Here is a 15260-nt window from a genome sequence, read left to right on the forward strand (position 1 = left end):
TCTACGCGATGGCCGACCGCATGGGACTGATGATCTGGCAGGACTTCATGTTCGGCGGGGCGATCCCTCCCTACGACAAGCCCTTCCGCGACAATGTGCGTATCGAGGCGACCGAGCAAGTGCGTCGTCTGCGCGACCATCCCTCCATCGTGCTGTGGGCCGGCAACAACGAAGTTCAGACCGGCTGGGAATCGTGGCCCGACCGCGAGGAGCTTCGCAAAGCCATTCCCAAAGAAGAAACCGCGCGCATCGAGAACGGCATGCGCGAGCTCTTCGACCATACGCTGCGCAGCGTGGTGACGGGCTTAAGCCCGGGCGTTCCGTACTGGGCGAGCTCCCCCAGTACCGACTACGAAGGAAAGGCCAACGTCGAGACCGACGGTGATTTCCACTCCTGGGAAGTGTGGTCGGGCTCCAAGCCCATTGCCCATTATCTGGACGCCACGCCCCGTTTCCAGTCCGAGTACGGCCTGCAGTCGTTCCCCGTAATGGCGACGCTTGAGAGTTTCGCCAAGGCTGACGACATGGCCGCCGAGTCCACCGTGATGCGCGCGCACCAGAAGTTCGACAAGGGCAACGGCAACCAGCGTCTTCTTCTTTATATCCGCCAGGAGTATGGCGAGCCGAAAGATTTTCCCTCCTTCGTGCATTTGAGCCAGCTGATGCAGGCCGAGGGCATCGAGCTTGCCGCCGAACACCTGCGTAGTGCCCGGCCGCAAAGCATGGGCTCGCTGTACTGGCAGCTCAACGATGTCTGGCCCGGGGCATCCTGGGCGAGCGTGGATTACTTCGGCCGCTGGAAGGCGCTGCAATACCGCGCGCGGCATTTCTATGCACCGGTGGACGTGGTGCCGATCCGTCGTGACGGCAGCACCCAGGTATCAGTGGTGTCCGACCGCACCGGGCCCTTCGACGCACAACTGCGCACGCGTGTGATGGACTTCGACGGCCGCGTGTTGCACGACGACACCCGGCCCGTGCACGTCGGCGAACTTGCCAGTACGCCCGTGGGCACCACCACCGATGCCAGGTTCCTCGGCAAGGCCGATCCGGCACGCACCGTGGTGTCGTTCGACCTGATCGAGCATGGCACCGTGGTTGCGCACCATCTGCTGTACTTCGGGGCGGCACGCACGCTGGCACTACCCAGCCCAGCCATCGAAGCGACACTTGGCAAGGATGGCGGGGCGATCGTGGTTACCGTACGCGCCAAACGCCTGGCACGCGGTGTGTGGATCGATTTCGGTAAGCTCGACGCACGGCTATCGGACAACGCATTCGATCTGTTGCCCGGTGAAAGCATGGATATCCGCGTTACCGGGAATAACGACATTGACGCGCTACGGCGAGCGATGGCGGTTGAGTCGGTGGTGGACTGGACCAAGGGCAACGCGTTGCACTGAAAAAGGAGCACTCATGAAGATCCTGCTGGTAGGTGCAAGCGGCACCCTGGGCATGGCGGTACGCAAGGAACTGGGCAACCGGCACGAAATCATCTCGGCCGGTCGCTCGTCGGGGGACTTTCGAGTGGATCTCACCGACGAGGCAAGCATCAAGGCCATGCTGGACGGTGTCGGCACCGTCGATGCCATCGCCAGTGCTGCGGGCCATGTCACCTTCGCGCCCCTGGCCGAGCTCGACGCCGCGGCGTTCGCCGTGGGCCTCAACGACAAGCTGATGGGGCAGGTGAATCTGGTTCGGCAGGGTATTGCGCATGTTGTCGACGGAGGTTCGTTCACGCTGATCGGCGGCATCCTGTCAGAGCACCCGATCCTTGCCGGCGCATCGGCAAGCATGGTGAACGCGGCCCTGGAAGGCTTCGTGCGCGCCGCGGCGATCGAACTTCCGCGCGGCATCCGCATCAACGTGGTGAGCCCCACGGTGCTGGTGGAATCGATGGACAAGTACGGGCCATTCTTCCGCGGCTTCGAGCCCGCCCCGGCTTTTCGCGTGGGCCTGGCTTACAGCCGCAGCATCGAGGGTGCGGGTACCGGACAGGTGCTGAAGGTTTACTAGGCTTAAGAAGTCAGGCGCGCGAACCGGCTTGCCGGGGTGCCGCCGCGTGCATCCGTCCAACGGTGCGCGCGGCAAGCTCGCCGACAAAATGCAGGGCAGGGCCCGGATCGTCCAGACGGAACGAGTGGTAGTACGCACCGGCCCACTGCGCCAGCACCGTGAGCCATGGCCAGCTGCCTTGCCCGCGTTGCGCCCATACGGTACCGATGTCGCGGTACAGGTCCACGCAGCCCTTTCCCAGTGGATAGGCTGAGCTGGCAGCGGACACGGGCAGGCCCAGTGCATCGGCGTACGCCATCTCGCACACGTTCACGCCGCAACGCGCGGCGAACTCCACATACGTCCACGCCCGCGTATTCACTTCCAGGATCCGATGCGTACCGTCGCGTCGATCATGCTTGAACTCCGCGCTGAAGATCCCGCGGTAGTCCACGTGCGCCAGCAGGCGCTTCACGTCCTGCACGGCGTCGGGAATATCGTCCAGCGCGATGCTGAGGCAGTACGAGCTGTTGCCGAAATCGGGGGGAGAAATCCTCACCCGGCGGCGGGCGAACAGGGCCGTGATGTTGCCTTTCGCATCGCGGAAGCCGTCGACGAATACGTGGGCATCGGGCGGCCCGGGAACGTATTCCTGCACCATCACCCGAAAGCCCATGCCATCGAATCGCCGCCAGGTGTCGCGCAGTTCCAAGCGCGTGGCCACCCAGAATCCCTTCGCGCCGGTCATGTCGCTGAAGGCTTGCGAATTGACCGGTTTGACGAAGACGCGGTCGAGCTGGTCGAACGGCACCTGGTCGAGGTCCGCCTCGACATCGATGCGATACGTGCGCGGGTGGGGCAGGGCAAGTTCGCCGGCCAATGCGGCGAAGCGGGATTTGTCCTGCAGCACCGCCTGGGTGGCGGCCGAGCTGTTGCTGGTGAGAAAGCGGGCGGCGAGGTCATCGGGAAGCGTGGTCAACCAGAGCGCCGCATCATCGGCACCCGGGATAATCACCGCCTTGTCCATCGGCATCTGGCGCAGCGCGCTCCATCCTTCCTCGCCCAGCTGACCTTGCCAGGGCTTAGGCCCCGGCGTGGGTAAAAACCAGCGTGAATGGGCCACGTGGTCGCCCGAGGGTGCGGCGACGGTGCAGGGTATGCCTGCCATCCGGAGGCACCTGAGCATGCCCAGCGCCGTGGGGCCACGGCCCAGCACGATCGCCGGCACGCGGTGCCGTTCAATCCCTGCCATGTCTTGTACCCCGCCAGTGGGCCGTACGGCAGACCCGTACGCTCCGCGCCCCGCCTGGCCTTAAGCCATTGCAAGTCGCGACACCAGCTTATCCCTTGCCCGCCGCCGCGCCCTTACGCCGGAAGCGCTACTAAATTTTGCGTGCCGCTAAGCCGAACGGCCGGTCCCGGCGAAACCCCGCCGAAAGGCAATCGCGCGGCGACCGGTGACCACCGGGCCATGCGCGCGGGGTGTCTTCCGGTGCATGCTGCGCGCCTAACGCTCCCAAGGGCACGCAGCGTGGCCGACGGCACCGACATCATCAGCCTGGTTTCTCCCCCGCCCGAGTCACGCTGGCGGCGGTGGCTGTTGTTGTTCGGATTCTGGACGGTGATAGCGCTTTTCAGCGCCTTGAGCATGTACCTCAATGCCCTGAGCGAAGACGAAAAGCGCAGCTTGCGGCAGTCGCTGGCCTATAGCCTTCCGGAATTCTGGCTGTGGTTCGTCTTCACCCCGCTGGTGGTGTTCCTTGGCAACCGCACCGCGCGTGCAGGCTGGGGCCGGTTTGCCCTTGTCCATGTGCCCGCCAGCCTGGTGCTTGGCGTGTTGCACGGCGCCACCACGCTCACCCTGCTTTACCTCACTGCCGGCCGGCCGCCGTCGCCCACATGGACGCTTCCCCACCTGATGAAGGTGGAACTGATCTACCAGGCGCACCTGGCCGTACTGATCTACTGGGCCGTACTGGGCGTATCGCGTGGTGCGGACTCGCACCGCCGCCTGCGCAATGAGCGTCTGCGTTCCACGCAGCTCGAACAACGACTGGCGCAGACCCAGCTGCAGGCCTTGAGGGCGCAACTGCAACCGCACTTCCTGTTCAACACGCTCAATGCGATCTCCGCGCTGGCGCTGAGCGACCCGCCGCTGGCGCGGGTGATGATTTCCCGCCTCGGGGATTTCCTGCGCCTGACGCTCGAGGACGACCAGCGGCAACACGTGCCGCTGCGCCGGGAGCTAGAGTTCCTCGACTGCTACCTGGGCATCCAGCGCGTGCGTTTCGGCGACCGGCTGGTGACGGATTTCGCCATCGATGCGGATACGCTCGATGCCTGCGTGCCACACCTGATCCTTCAGCCCCTGGTGGAAAACGCCTTGCAGCATGGGCTTCTGCGGCTTGCCGAAGGCGGCACCCTGCGCGTGGCCGCTCGGCTCGATGGCGGGCAGTTGCACCTTACCGTCGAGGACAACGGCCAGGGACTTCCGTCCGGCGCCATCCGCGAAGGCGTGGGACTGGGCAATACGCGCGCGCGCCTGGAGGCGCTCGGCGGCAGTGCACTTGGGATGCGCAAACGCGCCGATGGCGGCACCTGTGTCGAGGTGAGCCTGCCCTACCGGGCAGCCACTGCGTGACGCCGTTGCGCTGCCTTCTGGTGGACGATGAAATGCTCGCGCGCCTGGCCCTGCGCCAGGCGCTGGAAAAGCACACGGATATCACCGTGGTAGGCGAATGTGGGAACGCCGAGGAAGCCATCCTCGCCGTCGACCGCCTGCACCCGGAACTGGTCTTCCTGGATATCCACATGCCCGGCATGGACGGCCTGGAACTGGCATCGCGGCTGCCCGCGGGCGCGCTGCCGTGGATCGTCTTCGCCACCGCATACGACACCCATGCCTTGCGCGCCTTCGATACGGGTGCCATCGACTACGTATTGAAGCCCATCGACCAGGACCGCTTCGACCACTGCATCGCACGCCTGCTGCAGCGATGGCGGCAGATGGAAGCACCCCCCACGCGCTTCCACGCCCTGGCCACCGCCGCGCGCCGCATGAGCGTGCGCGTGGGCGAGCACCACCGGGTGATTCGCGTCGCCGACATCGACTACGTGTGCGCCGAAGGCAATTACGTCGCCCTGCATGTGGGCGGGGAGTCGATCCTTCACCGCGAATCGATGAAGAACCTGGAGCTGGAGCTTGGGCCCGAGCAGTTCCTGCGCATCCACCGCCGGACCCTGGTCAATGTTGACCGTGTCCGCGAGGTGCATCCGCTTTTCCATGGTGATGCCGAGATCGTGCTGCGCGACGGTACCCGGCTTACCCTGAGCCGCCGGTTCCGGGAGGCCGCCAAACCGGTGCTCGGCCTGCGTTAGGGCGATCCACGGCCCATTCGGCAGGCGGGTGCCGCGGACCGTTCGTTCCCACTTCAGCGCCGTTCGTCGCGCTTTCGGCGCCATCCATCCCAAACGGGGTGCCGCGGGTTTGCCGCCGGGGCTAATGTCCTGGCTGACCGAAGAGGAGGACCCGTCATGCGCATTCGTCTTAACCCCATCGCCAGCCAATCCATCGTGCTCGCCGTCTGCCTGGGCATGCCGATGCCGCTGATCGCTTCCCTGGCCAACCACGCCAATGCCACGTCCCTGGCCGAAGCGACTGCTTCCAGCCCCGCCACTTCCGCTGCCGCGGACACGACGGCGGCCCCGACCCTCGGGACCGCCCTCTTCGATACCCGCTTGATGACCACCGGTTCCATCGTCGGCTGGTAGTCATCGCCAGCCGGACGGATGCGAGGGATCAGCGTGACTTGTTGTCGATGCTGATCGGGCCTGCGCCGTGGACGGTCAGCAGCAGGAAGGCACCGGCGATCGACACGTTCTTAAGGAACATGATCATCTGCACCTGATCGCCGAAGTTGTTGTGGAACAGGGCGGCGGTCAGCAGGGTGAAGCCCGCCATCAGGACGGAAACGATGCGGGTCTTCCAGCCAAAGATGATGGCGAGCGAGCCCAGCACTTCAGTGGCGATCACTAGCGGAAGCACCGCGCCGGGTACGCCGACGGAAGCCATATAGCCGGCGGTCGCGGTGTAGGCGGTGATCTTGCCGGCGCCGGAAAGCAGGAACAAACCAACGATCAATACGCGACCAAGCAGTTCAGCGGTGTTCTTGAGGCTGAAGCTGGATGTGGTTTGTGCATCGTTGGTGGATGAGGCAAAGCTGACGGTTTCGACCTTCGTGTTCATGATGGTTTCTCTCTTTGCGTGGTTAGGTGACTTGAGCCATGTGTTGCGATGGAGAAAGGCTAGGCCTTCCCCATGCATCTGAATAGCCTATATATATCGATGCTATGTATCGTTTTGGTCGATAGGCCAAGGACTCAAGTCCGCGCAGTCGGTCAACAACTTGAGGCTGCACACCTAATAGACCCACGCTGGAACCCGCCGCCTCTGATGCAGTGCGTCTCGTTAAGATGAATGTCTTGATCCAGGACAAAAGAACGAGTGCGCAATGACCATCCAGAACTTCTATCCGATCGGCAGCCCCGGCGTGGCGTGGGGTCCGGTGGAGTTTGCCCAATGGCTTTCCCGGCAAAGCCGTCAACGCAGCTATGGGGCGGATGTGCTGGGCGCGGTCGATGCGCTGCGCTCGCGTTTCGAAGTGGTGGAGTACGGACAGCTGGATTACGGCCCGGACCACTACCCGCTCGTGGCCATCAAGAGCCGTCCCTGGCGCGATAAATTGCCCGTGGCCCTGGTGACGGGTGGCGTGCATGGCTACGAGACCAGTGGCGTACATGGTGCACTGCAATTTATCGAGCGGCATGCGTCGGCTTATGAGGGCAGGATCAACCTGCTCGTTGCGCCGTGCATCAGTCCATGGGCCTACGAGCGCATCCATCGCTGGAACCCGGAGGCGGTGGATCCGAATCGCTCTTTTCGCCAGAACAGCCCGGCGCCGGAATCGGCGGCGCTCATGGGTCTTGTCGAGCCGTTCGATGTGCTCGTGCATATCGATCTGCACGAGACGACCGATACCGACGAAACGGAATTCAGGCCGGCTCTGGCAGCGCGCAACGGCGTGGACTTCGAACCGGGCACGATTCCCGACGGCTTCTATGTGGTGGACGACACGGAGAATCCGCAGCCGGCGTTCCAGCAGGCCGTCATTGCGGCGGTCGCCAAGGTCACGCATATCGCGCCAGCCGACGAGAATGGCCAGATCATCGGGTCGCCGGTGGTGGCTCCCGGGGTGATCACTTACCCACTGAAGAAGCTGGGCTTGTGTGCGGGCATGACCCATGCGCGCTACACCACCACGACCGAGGTGTATCCCGATAGCCCGCGTGCCACGCCTGAGCAGTGCAATGCGGCCCAGGTGGCGGCGGTGTGTGCGGCGCTGGATTTCGCTTTGGTCAAAAAGTGACCAATGAACGTGGCGGAGACGTGCTTGGTCCACTTCCAGGCCTGCCCGTAGCAAGAGGCACGTCCCTCGATTTATAAAAAATGTCGATAAACCAATGCCTTACCGGATTGGTAACGCGTTGGCAGGAGCTATGCATGCAAGAAAACCACGAGGGAAACGGGTTTTCGGACGCATTAGGGGGAAAAAGCCGGCGTTCAACTTCCGCCGAAATCGGCCGATAGAACTAAGCGTTTGTAATACTTGCGTTAAATGACCCTGTTAAATTAGGATTAATCCTGCACTCATCATGGCGATGTAAGATCTTTTCGACACATCGTTAACGATAGTCCGCTAAATAGCTGAAATATAAACCTATGTTCACTTCTGCCTTCATTCTACTGCCGATCGTCCTCGCTGCCTTTGCCGCGCTTTCGTTTCGCCGCATCCCGGAAGGCCAGGTGCATAGCTTGTATCGCTTGGGCAAGCCCGCCCGCCTGCTGGGCGCCGGCCCCCATTTCGTACTGCCGCTGATTGATCGCGTGGTGCACAAGATCCAGCTCGGCGGTCAAACCCTCAAGTTCACCGACCACGTCGAGGCCGACACGGCCGTGCGTGACGTCCAGGGCACGGTGTATTGGCAGGTGCTGGAGCCTGAGCGCGCCGATTGCGTCATCGACCAGGCTGACGAACTCATCCGTGAGCGCCTTCGCGATGCCCTGCGCACCGACGCTGCGAACGATGCCGATTTCCGCGCCATGAACGCCCGCCTGAAGCTGGCCGCCAACGCTTTCCTGCGCGAGCGCGGCATGCTGGTGACCCGCGTGGACCTCTCGATCGCCTGATCGCAGCGCGGGGTCAGAGTCATTACTCTGACCCCCAACCGCCTAACCGATTCACGCTGGCAACCCCCATGGATAACCGCGACGCGCTACGGCGCCTGCTAGAACAAGGCGTGGCCGCGCTCGGCCAGTCGCTGGCACCTGCCACGGTCGAGGCCCTGCTGGACTACCAGGCCCTGCTGCAACGCTGGAATGCCGCCTACAACCTGACCGCCGTGCGCGACGCGGAAGGCATGGTCAGCCGGCACCTTGTGGATTCGCTGGCCATCGCGCCGTACGTCACCGGCCAGACGCTTGCGGACCTGGGCACCGGCCCGGGTCTGCCGGGCATTCCCCTGGCGCTGCTCTCACCCGAGCGCACTTGCCTGCTGGTGGATTCCAACGGCAAGAAGGTCCGTTTCCTGCGCGAAGCCATCCGCAGCCTGGGGCTGGGCGGCCGGGTCACAGCCACCCAGCAACGGGTGGAAGACGTCGAAGGCACGTTCGACTGCATCACCGCGCGGGCCTTCGCATCCCTGGCCGACATGCTGGCCTGGGGCGGCCATCTGCTGGCCCCGGGCGGCACGTGGCTGGCGATGAAGGGAAAATACCCGGCGGAAGAACTGCCGGGAATGCCGGCCGGTTTCACCGTGCAGGCCATCGAGAGGCTCGCCGTGCCCGGCGCGGACGGCGAACGCCACCTGGTGGTGCTCCGCCGCGCCTGAAAACCTTGCGGCGATGGTAACCTAGCCCACTTTCCGCGCACGGTTCCCTCGAGCATGGCCCGCATCATCGCTGTCGCCAACCAGAAAGGCGGTGTCGGCAAGACCACCACATCCGTGAACCTCGCCGCCGCGCTCGCCGCGGCCAAGCGCAAGGTATTGCTGGTGGATCTCGACCCGCAGGGAAATGCCACCATGGCCTCTGGCGTCGACAAGCGCGCAGCCAAGCCCAATGGCTGCGAAGTGCTGCTCGAAGAAGTGGCGATCGAAGACGTGATCGTGCGCACCGAAGCCGGTTACGACCTCATGCCCGGCAACGGCGACCTCACCGCCGTCGAACTGAAGCTGATGGACGCGATCGCCCGCGAGACGCGTCTTAAAGACCAGTTGGCCAAGATCACCGGCAACTACGACATCATCCTGGTCGACTGTCCGCCCTCGCTGCACCTGCTCACGCTCAATGCGCTGGCGGCCGCCGACGGCCTGCTTATTCCGGTGCAGTGCGAATACTTTGCGCTGGAAGGCCTGTCGAGCCTGCTCGACACGGTCAAGGCGGTGCGCCAGCGGCTCAATCCCAAGCTCGAGATCGAAGGCCTGCTGCGCACCATGTACGACGTGCGCAACAACCTTGGCAACGAGGTATCCGCGCAGCTCACCCAGCACTTCGGCGACAAAGTGCTGCGCTCGATCATCCCGCGCAACGTACGCCTGGCCGAGGCGCCCAGCCATGGCCAGCCGATCCATCTGTACGACCGCGGCTCACGTGGCGCCATTGCCTACATTGGCCTTGCCGGCGAAATCATCCGCCGCGAGCGCAATGGCGGTACCGAACCGTCCGGCGCTGCGCTGGTCGTCGACGCCGGTCCCGACGCAGCGGCAAGTTAAGGAGATTCCATGGCGGCGAAGAAACGAGGACTCGGGCGAGGTCTTGATGCCCTGCTCGGCAACGACGACACCGGTCATTCGGTGATCGAGCAGGAAGGCCAGTTCAGGATGATCCCGATCGGCAACATCCAGGCCGGCAAGTACCAGCCCCGCCGCCACTGGAATGACGAAGCCCTCGACGAACTGGCGGCCTCGATCAAGGCGCAAGGGTTGATCCAGCCGATCGTGGTTCGCTCCATCGGCAAGGATAAATACGAACTGATCGCCGGCGAGCGCCGTTGGCGCGCCGCGCAGCGCGCCCAGTTGGGCGAGCTGCCGGCCATCGTCAAGGACGTCCCGGAACAATCGGTGCTGGCCATGGCGCTGATCGAGAACATCCAGCGCCAGGAGCTCACTCCGCTGGAGGAAGCCCAGGCCCTGGGCCGGCTGATCGACGAATTCGACCTCACCCACCAGCAGGCCGCCGATGCCGTGGGCCGCTCGCGCGCCTCGGTGTCGAACCTGCTGCGCCTGATGGAACTGCCTGCATCCATCAAGCAGATGCTCGACGAGGGCAAGCTGGAAATGGGCCACGCGCGTTGCCTGCTTACCCTGCAGGCCTCCATAGCCGAACCGCTGGCCCTGGAAGCGGCACGCAATGGCTGGACGGTGCGCGAGCTCGAAGAGGCCGCACGCCGCGCGCAAACTGCGCCGGTGGGCAAGGCAAAAGCAGCAGCCACCACGCGCGACCCGAACGTCGCCAACCTTGAGCGTGAGCTGGCCGAACGCCTGGCCGCGAAGGTCGAAGTGGCCCAGGGTCGCGGCGGCAAGGGGAAGCTGGTGATCCACTTCCACAGCAACGACGAACTGGAAGGCATCCTAGGCAAGATTCGCTAGCCCGATGTAAGGTTTTCTCCATGGCCCCGGTCTCCAGGAAGGTGAATCCGAAACAGCGACAGTACGAAGCCATGGTTCGCGCCTGTAGCAGCGATCTGTACCGCTTCGCCTTCTGGCTGTGCCGGAACGATGCCCTGGCCCAGGATCTGGTCCAGGAAACCCTGCTGCGCGCGTGGAAGAACATCGATGCCCTGCGCGAAGCGGACGCCGCCAAGCCGTGGCTGTTCACCATCCTGCGGCGCGAACATGCGCGGATCTACGAGCGCAAACAGTTCGACACCGTGGAGATGGACGACACCTTGCCCGATGACGCTGCCTGGACCAGCCCCGAACGCAGCAACGATGCCCTTGCCGTGCGCGAAGCCATGATGAAACTTCCCGGAAAATACCGAGAACCGCTGGCCATGCAAGTGCTGGGCGGGATGAACTGCAACGAGATCGCCGCGGAAACCGGGCAGGCCGCCGGCGCCGTGATGACGCAACTCTTCCGCGCCCGGCAGAAACTCAAGAGCCTGTTGCAGGGCGGCGCAGCGGCGCAGGGGGTGCCATGAATCACCTGGACTTCCGCCGCCGCATTGCCACCGAGCCGATGTCGCACGACGCCGACCTCCTTGCCCACCGCGATAGCTGCCCCGAGTGCATGGCGGTGTGGCAGCGTGCACAGCGCTTCGAGCACGTGCTGGGCGAGGCCATGGCCGTTCCCGTTCCCCAGGGCCTGGCCGAGCGCGTCCTGCTGGCCCAGGCCACCGCCGAACGCCGCCGCGACGGCTTCCGTCGCCGTACCTGGATGGCGATGGCGGCCAGCGCGGTGTTCGCCGTGGCCGTCGGTGGCTTCGGCTGGAATTACGCCGACGCCCACAGCCTGCCGGCCATGGCCGTGGCGCACATGCCCTACGAGATGAATTCCCTGGCCATGACCACCCCGATAGCCGACCAGGATATCGAGGCGGGCTTCGCCGGCCGCGGCGTCCGCTTGCGCGGGCCGATGCCCTCGGATGTCACCTACGTCCACGATTGCATGGTGGGAGGCGAGGAGGCGGTGCATGTGGTCACCCGTGCCGGCACCGACCAGCCCGTGGTGGCCCTGTATATCCCCGGCCGCAAGGGCGACAGCCGCAGCGACTTCCACCGGGGCGGCTGGAAGGGCCGTGACATACCCATGGCCGGCGGCACCCTGGTGCTGCTTTCGCGCGACGCGAGCATGGACGCCCTGGACCGGGCCGAGGGCTCGTGGCTGCGCGCCATCGACGGCGTGGGCGGGAACCGCGTGGCGTCGCTCTAAGGGGCCAGTTGCGCGATAATGCGCGACCCCGCCTCTCTTGGGATCGTCCGATGCCCCAGCTCGCCGTCGTCGTGCCCGTGTTCAACGAGCGCGACAACATCCCGCCGCTGCTGGCCGAGATCGCCACGGCGCTGCGTGGCACGATCGACTACGAAGTCATCTACGTCGACGACGACTCCAGCGACGACAGCCTCGCCGTGCTCCAGGCTGAAAAATCCCGCCACCCGGAATTGCGCATCATCCACCACGTCACCCGCAGCGGGCAGAGCACCGCGGTGTGGAACGGCGTGCGCGCGGCGAATGCGTCGTGGATCGCCACGCTCGACGGCGACGGCCAGAACGATCCGGCCGATATTCCCAAGCTATTGGCATCGCGCGCCACGGCCCAGGCGCAGGTGCGCCTCTTCGCCGGCTGGCGCACCACGCGCCGGGACAGCTTCAACAAGCGCATTTCCTCGAAGATCGCCAACGGCGTGCGCTCACGCATGCTCAGGGACGACACGCCGGACACCGGTTGCGGCCTGAAGCTGTTCGAGCGCGAAGTGTTCCTGCGCCTGCCCTACTTCGACCATATGCACCGCTACCTGCCTGCGCTGGTCAAGCGCGCGGGGTTTGAGAGCGTGAGCGTGCCGGTGGGCCACCGCCCGCGCACGATGGGCACGTCGAAGTACGGCATGCTCGACCGCCTGTGGGTTGGCCTTGCCGACCTTCGCGGCGTGGCCTGGCTGATGCGCCGGGGCAAGGTCACCGACACCCGCGAGCTGTAGCGGCAGCCGGGGTCAGGGTAATGACTCTGACCCCCAACATCGCGCCCTAAAGCAGCGATGTGCCCGAACCTGTCGGTTCGCGGTCGCGGGTGAGGGCAAGGTCGGCCTCGGCCAGCTGCATGGCCGGCGGCCAGCGATCGAGCTGTTGCCGCGCACGCATGCGTCCGAGCTCGATCAATTCCTTGGCCCGGTAAAACTCATACGCCAGCGATACATTGCGCGGGACCTCGATCAGGAGGTCCGGCGGGTAGGCCGCAAGGCGCAGCCGGGCAAGGTTTGCCTGCATCAGGTCCATCGCCTGGTTCAGCAGTTCCAGCGCCCCGGGCGTACGCGCCTTGACCTGGCTGTGCGGGATCACCTTGTTCAACAGGTCGCCGATGCGCTTGCGGTAGCCGGATTCTTCGTCCTGGCGGATTTCCTTGTCGCGCTCGGGGGTGGGTGGCTCGGCCACGCCATCCACGCTCACCGCGATCACGTAGTCGGCTGGCTCACGAAGCAGCGGCATGACCGGCAGCGGGTTCATCAGCGCGCCATCCACCAGGCGGCGGCCATCCTGCACGTGCGGGCGGAATACGGTGGGAATGGCGATGGAGGCGCGGATCGCATCAAAGAGTGGTCCACGCGTGAGCCACACCTCGCGTTCGCGGTCGAGGTCGGTCGCCACCGCGGTGTACGCCAGGGGCAGGGACTCAATGTCCATCTCGCCGATCAGCTCGCGCAGCGCGCCCATCAGCTTGTCGCCCTTGATCAGGCCACCGCCGGAGAATGTCCAGTCGACCATGCGCAACACGTCCATGCGCGCCAGGCTCGATACCCAGTCGCGATAGATCGGCAGCTTGCCCATGGCGTAGATACCGCCGATCAGCGCGCCCATCGAGGTGCCGGCGATGGCGGTGATCTCGAAGCCACGCGCCTCGATTTCCTCGATCACTCCAATGTGCGCCAGGCCCTTGGCGCCACCGGCGCCCAGCGCCAGCGCGACGCTGGGACGGCGCGGCAAACCGCTGTCAGCGGGCACCGCTCCTGTTTCTGCAATTTCAGTCATTAGTGCATCAGGCGGGTTGTTGCTGGTAACCGGTGAGCGCGAGCTGCAGCATGATCTTCATCTCCTCGCGAAGCGGGAGCGGGCCGACGATTTCAGCGTCGGGCCCGTATTTGAGCACATCCATCAATAATTCCCGCGAGTTGGAATAAGGTACCTTCAACTCGTAGCGGCCGTCGGACAGCCATTCGCCCCGCTGCTGCGAATGCCAGTGCTCATCGGCCACCCAGCGCGCGGCGTGCGCGGAGAAGCGGATCGTGGCCCATGCCTTGGGCTTGCCGGCGAAGATGCCGTAGCTGGAGGCCAGCATCTCGTTGAGTTCGGCATCGCCCACGTCCTTGGCTGCGGCGTCCTGCACGCGCGGTTCGACGATACGGTCCACGGCAAAGCTGCGCAGGGCCTCGCGGTCATGGTCCCAGGCATCGAGGTACCAGTTGTCGCGGTAGTGGGTGAGCCGCTGCGGCGATACCGTGCGGCGCGAATCGGCGTTGGTGGTGCGCGCCTTGTAGCGGAAGGTGATGCTCTTACGCTCGAGCGTGGCGCCTGCAACGATACGGAACGACTGCTGGTCCATCGTGCGCGCACCCCAGGAGATGACCCGGATGCGATCCACCGGGAGCGACTTGCCGCTGCCATGGTCGGACAACAGGCGCTCGATGCGTGTCTTGAAGGGCGCCAGCGCGTTGGCCAACACGCCGGGATCCGAACGGCCGATCAGCTCGTTCAACGCCAGCAGCGCGGCCAGTTCGTCAGACGTCAGCCACAGGCCTGGAAGCTCGAAGCTGTCGCCCTCGCCGACCTCGTAGCGGAAGGCGGCCTGCTCGCCAGGCGCGCTCTGCACCGGCGCGCCCAGGCCATCGCGGAGGAACGCCACGTCGCGGTAGAGCGTGGCCCGGGAGCATTGCAATTCGTCCATCAACCGCGGCAATGGCACCGGGTAGTGGGCCGACTTCAATAGGCGGTGGAGGGTCAGAATACGCTCGTAGCGGTCCATGTTCGTCGCCGTGAAGTGGGGGCCGGGCGCCCATTGCACAGCTTGCCACGGCTGGCGTGTCTTCGGCATGAGGCCGAATGGCGTTTGCTTCCGGACGCGGCAAGGGTAAAGATAGCCGATCATGCGGCCGCCCCAGCCGTACCTTCCCCTTCAGCCAGACATGGAATCCCCCATCCATGGCCGACCGAACGTTGACCTCCCGGCGTCCGCTGGACACGGCCAGCATCCCGTTGACCGGTGTCGTGCTGTCGGTACTGGCCGCGGCCGGCTATGGGTTATGGCTGCTGATGGGCCTGGCGCTGGCAGCCGGGGTGTATGTCGACGGGCGCGGTGAAGTACTTGCGCCATTGCTTGCCGGCCTGGTGCTGGTGTCCGGCGGCCTGATCGCCAGTTGCCTGCGCGTGCCCGGCGCGCGCCTGTGGCACGGATGGGAACCCACGCAAGGTAGCCTGCCCACCATCGAGGGACTGGTGG

At 64.9% G+C, this 15260-nt stretch carries 17 protein-coding genes and 1 pseudogene; 14 read left to right on the forward strand and 4 right to left on the reverse strand.

What is annotated here, in order from left to right:
• Together VK519_RS07495 and VK519_RS07500 are read left to right on the forward strand one after the other, a co-directional pair.
• Positions 1-1403: glycoside hydrolase family 2 protein (locus VK519_RS07495; protein ID WP_324348659.1), on the forward strand; the 1403-nt coding region annotated here is incomplete at its 5' end.
• A 13-nt stretch (positions 1404-1416) separates the two neighbouring features.
• Positions 1417-2016, forward strand: coding sequence for a short chain dehydrogenase (locus VK519_RS07500; protein WP_324348660.1), 600 nt, complete (start codon positions 1417-1419; stop codon positions 2014-2016).
• 10 nt (positions 2017-2026) lie between these two features.
• Here VK519_RS07500 and VK519_RS07505 read toward each other — a convergent pair whose 3' ends face one another.
• A complete protein-coding gene (locus VK519_RS07505; protein WP_324348662.1) occupies positions 2027-3247 on the reverse strand; it encodes a carboxylate--amine ligase in 1221 nt (406 codons plus the stop codon).
• 279 nt (positions 3248-3526) lie between these two features.
• Here VK519_RS07505 and VK519_RS07510 point away from each other — a divergent pair, with 279 nt between their 5' ends.
• From VK519_RS07510 to VK519_RS07520, 3 genes are all read left to right on the forward strand, one after another.
• The gene (locus VK519_RS07510) at positions 3527-4636 is read left to right on the forward strand and encodes a sensor histidine kinase (protein ID WP_324348664.1); all 1110 of its coding nucleotides are present in this window, start codon (positions 3527-3529) and stop codon (positions 4634-4636) included.
• A complete protein-coding gene (locus tag VK519_RS07515; RefSeq protein ID WP_324348666.1) occupies positions 4633-5373 on the forward strand; it encodes a LytR/AlgR family response regulator transcription factor in 741 nt (246 codons plus the stop codon). Before VK519_RS07510 ends, VK519_RS07515 begins: the two co-directional genes overlap by 4 nt.
• Before the next feature lie 156 nt (positions 5374-5529).
• Positions 5530-5766: a hypothetical protein gene (locus VK519_RS07520; RefSeq protein WP_324348668.1), complete on the forward strand. Its 237-nt coding sequence runs from the start codon at positions 5530-5532 to the stop codon at positions 5764-5766.
• A gap of 28 nt (positions 5767-5794) precedes the next feature.
• On the opposite strand, the gene VK519_RS07525 is transcribed toward VK519_RS07520, so the two are convergent.
• Positions 5795-6241 (reverse strand): DoxX family protein, encoded by a 447-nt coding sequence (locus VK519_RS07525; protein WP_324348669.1) that lies wholly within the window; start codon positions 6239-6241, stop codon positions 5795-5797.
• Positions 6242-6506: 265 nt separating this feature from the next.
• Here VK519_RS07525 and VK519_RS07530 point away from each other — a divergent pair, with 265 nt between their 5' ends.
• The 8 genes from VK519_RS07530 (at position 6507) to VK519_RS07565 (ending at position 12750) form a co-directional block, all read left to right on the forward strand.
• Entirely contained in the window at positions 6507-7421 is a 915-nt protein-coding gene (locus tag VK519_RS07530) for a M14 family metallopeptidase (protein ID WP_324348670.1), read from the forward strand.
• A gap of 353 nt (positions 7422-7774) precedes the next feature.
• Positions 7775-8242: an SPFH domain-containing protein gene (locus tag VK519_RS07535; protein ID WP_324348671.1), complete on the forward strand. Its 468-nt coding sequence runs from the start codon at positions 7775-7777 to the stop codon at positions 8240-8242.
• Positions 8243-8310: 68 nt separating this feature from the next.
• Positions 8311-8943, forward strand: coding sequence for a 16S rRNA (guanine(527)-N(7))-methyltransferase RsmG (rsmG, locus tag VK519_RS07540; protein ID WP_324348673.1), 633 nt, complete (start codon positions 8311-8313; stop codon positions 8941-8943).
• Positions 8944-8997: 54 nt separating this feature from the next.
• Entirely contained in the window at positions 8998-9825 is an 828-nt protein-coding gene (locus tag VK519_RS07545) for a ParA family protein (protein WP_324348674.1), read from the forward strand.
• 9 nt (positions 9826-9834) lie between these two features.
• Positions 9835-10701, forward strand: a complete 867-nt coding sequence (locus VK519_RS07550) for a ParB/RepB/Spo0J family partition protein (protein WP_324348676.1) — start codon at positions 9835-9837, stop codon at positions 10699-10701.
• Between the two features lie 20 nt (positions 10702-10721).
• On the forward strand, positions 10722-11252 hold the full coding sequence (locus tag VK519_RS07555) for a sigma-70 family RNA polymerase sigma factor (protein ID WP_324348678.1): 531 nt from the start codon (positions 10722-10724) through the stop codon (positions 11250-11252).
• On the forward strand, positions 11249-11983 hold the full coding sequence (locus VK519_RS07560) for a DUF3379 family protein (protein ID WP_324348680.1): 735 nt from the start codon (positions 11249-11251) through the stop codon (positions 11981-11983). The genes VK519_RS07555 and VK519_RS07560 overlap by 4 nt, the downstream gene beginning before the upstream one ends.
• Before the next feature lie 50 nt (positions 11984-12033).
• Positions 12034-12750 (forward strand): glycosyltransferase, encoded by a 717-nt coding sequence (locus tag VK519_RS07565; protein WP_324348681.1) that lies wholly within the window; start codon positions 12034-12036, stop codon positions 12748-12750.
• Positions 12751-12796: 46 nt separating this feature from the next.
• Here VK519_RS07565 and VK519_RS07570 read toward each other — a convergent pair whose 3' ends face one another.
• Positions 12797-13795, reverse strand: a complete 999-nt coding sequence (locus VK519_RS07570) for a patatin-like phospholipase family protein (RefSeq protein ID WP_324348682.1) — start codon at positions 13793-13795, stop codon at positions 12797-12799.
• Between the two features lie 7 nt (positions 13796-13802).
• Positions 13803-14786: a helix-turn-helix transcriptional regulator gene (locus VK519_RS07575; RefSeq protein ID WP_324348684.1), complete on the reverse strand. Its 984-nt coding sequence runs from the start codon at positions 14784-14786 to the stop codon at positions 13803-13805.
• A 176-nt stretch (positions 14787-14962) separates the two neighbouring features.
• Between VK519_RS07575 and VK519_RS07580 the strand changes: the two are divergent.
• Positions 14963-15260, forward strand: a pseudogene (locus VK519_RS07580) (hypothetical protein); the annotation flags it as partial.

This window comes from Pinirhizobacter sp., assembly GCF_035317885.1.
Taxonomy (GTDB): Bacteria; Pseudomonadota; Gammaproteobacteria; order Xanthomonadales; family Rhodanobacteraceae; genus Pinirhizobacter.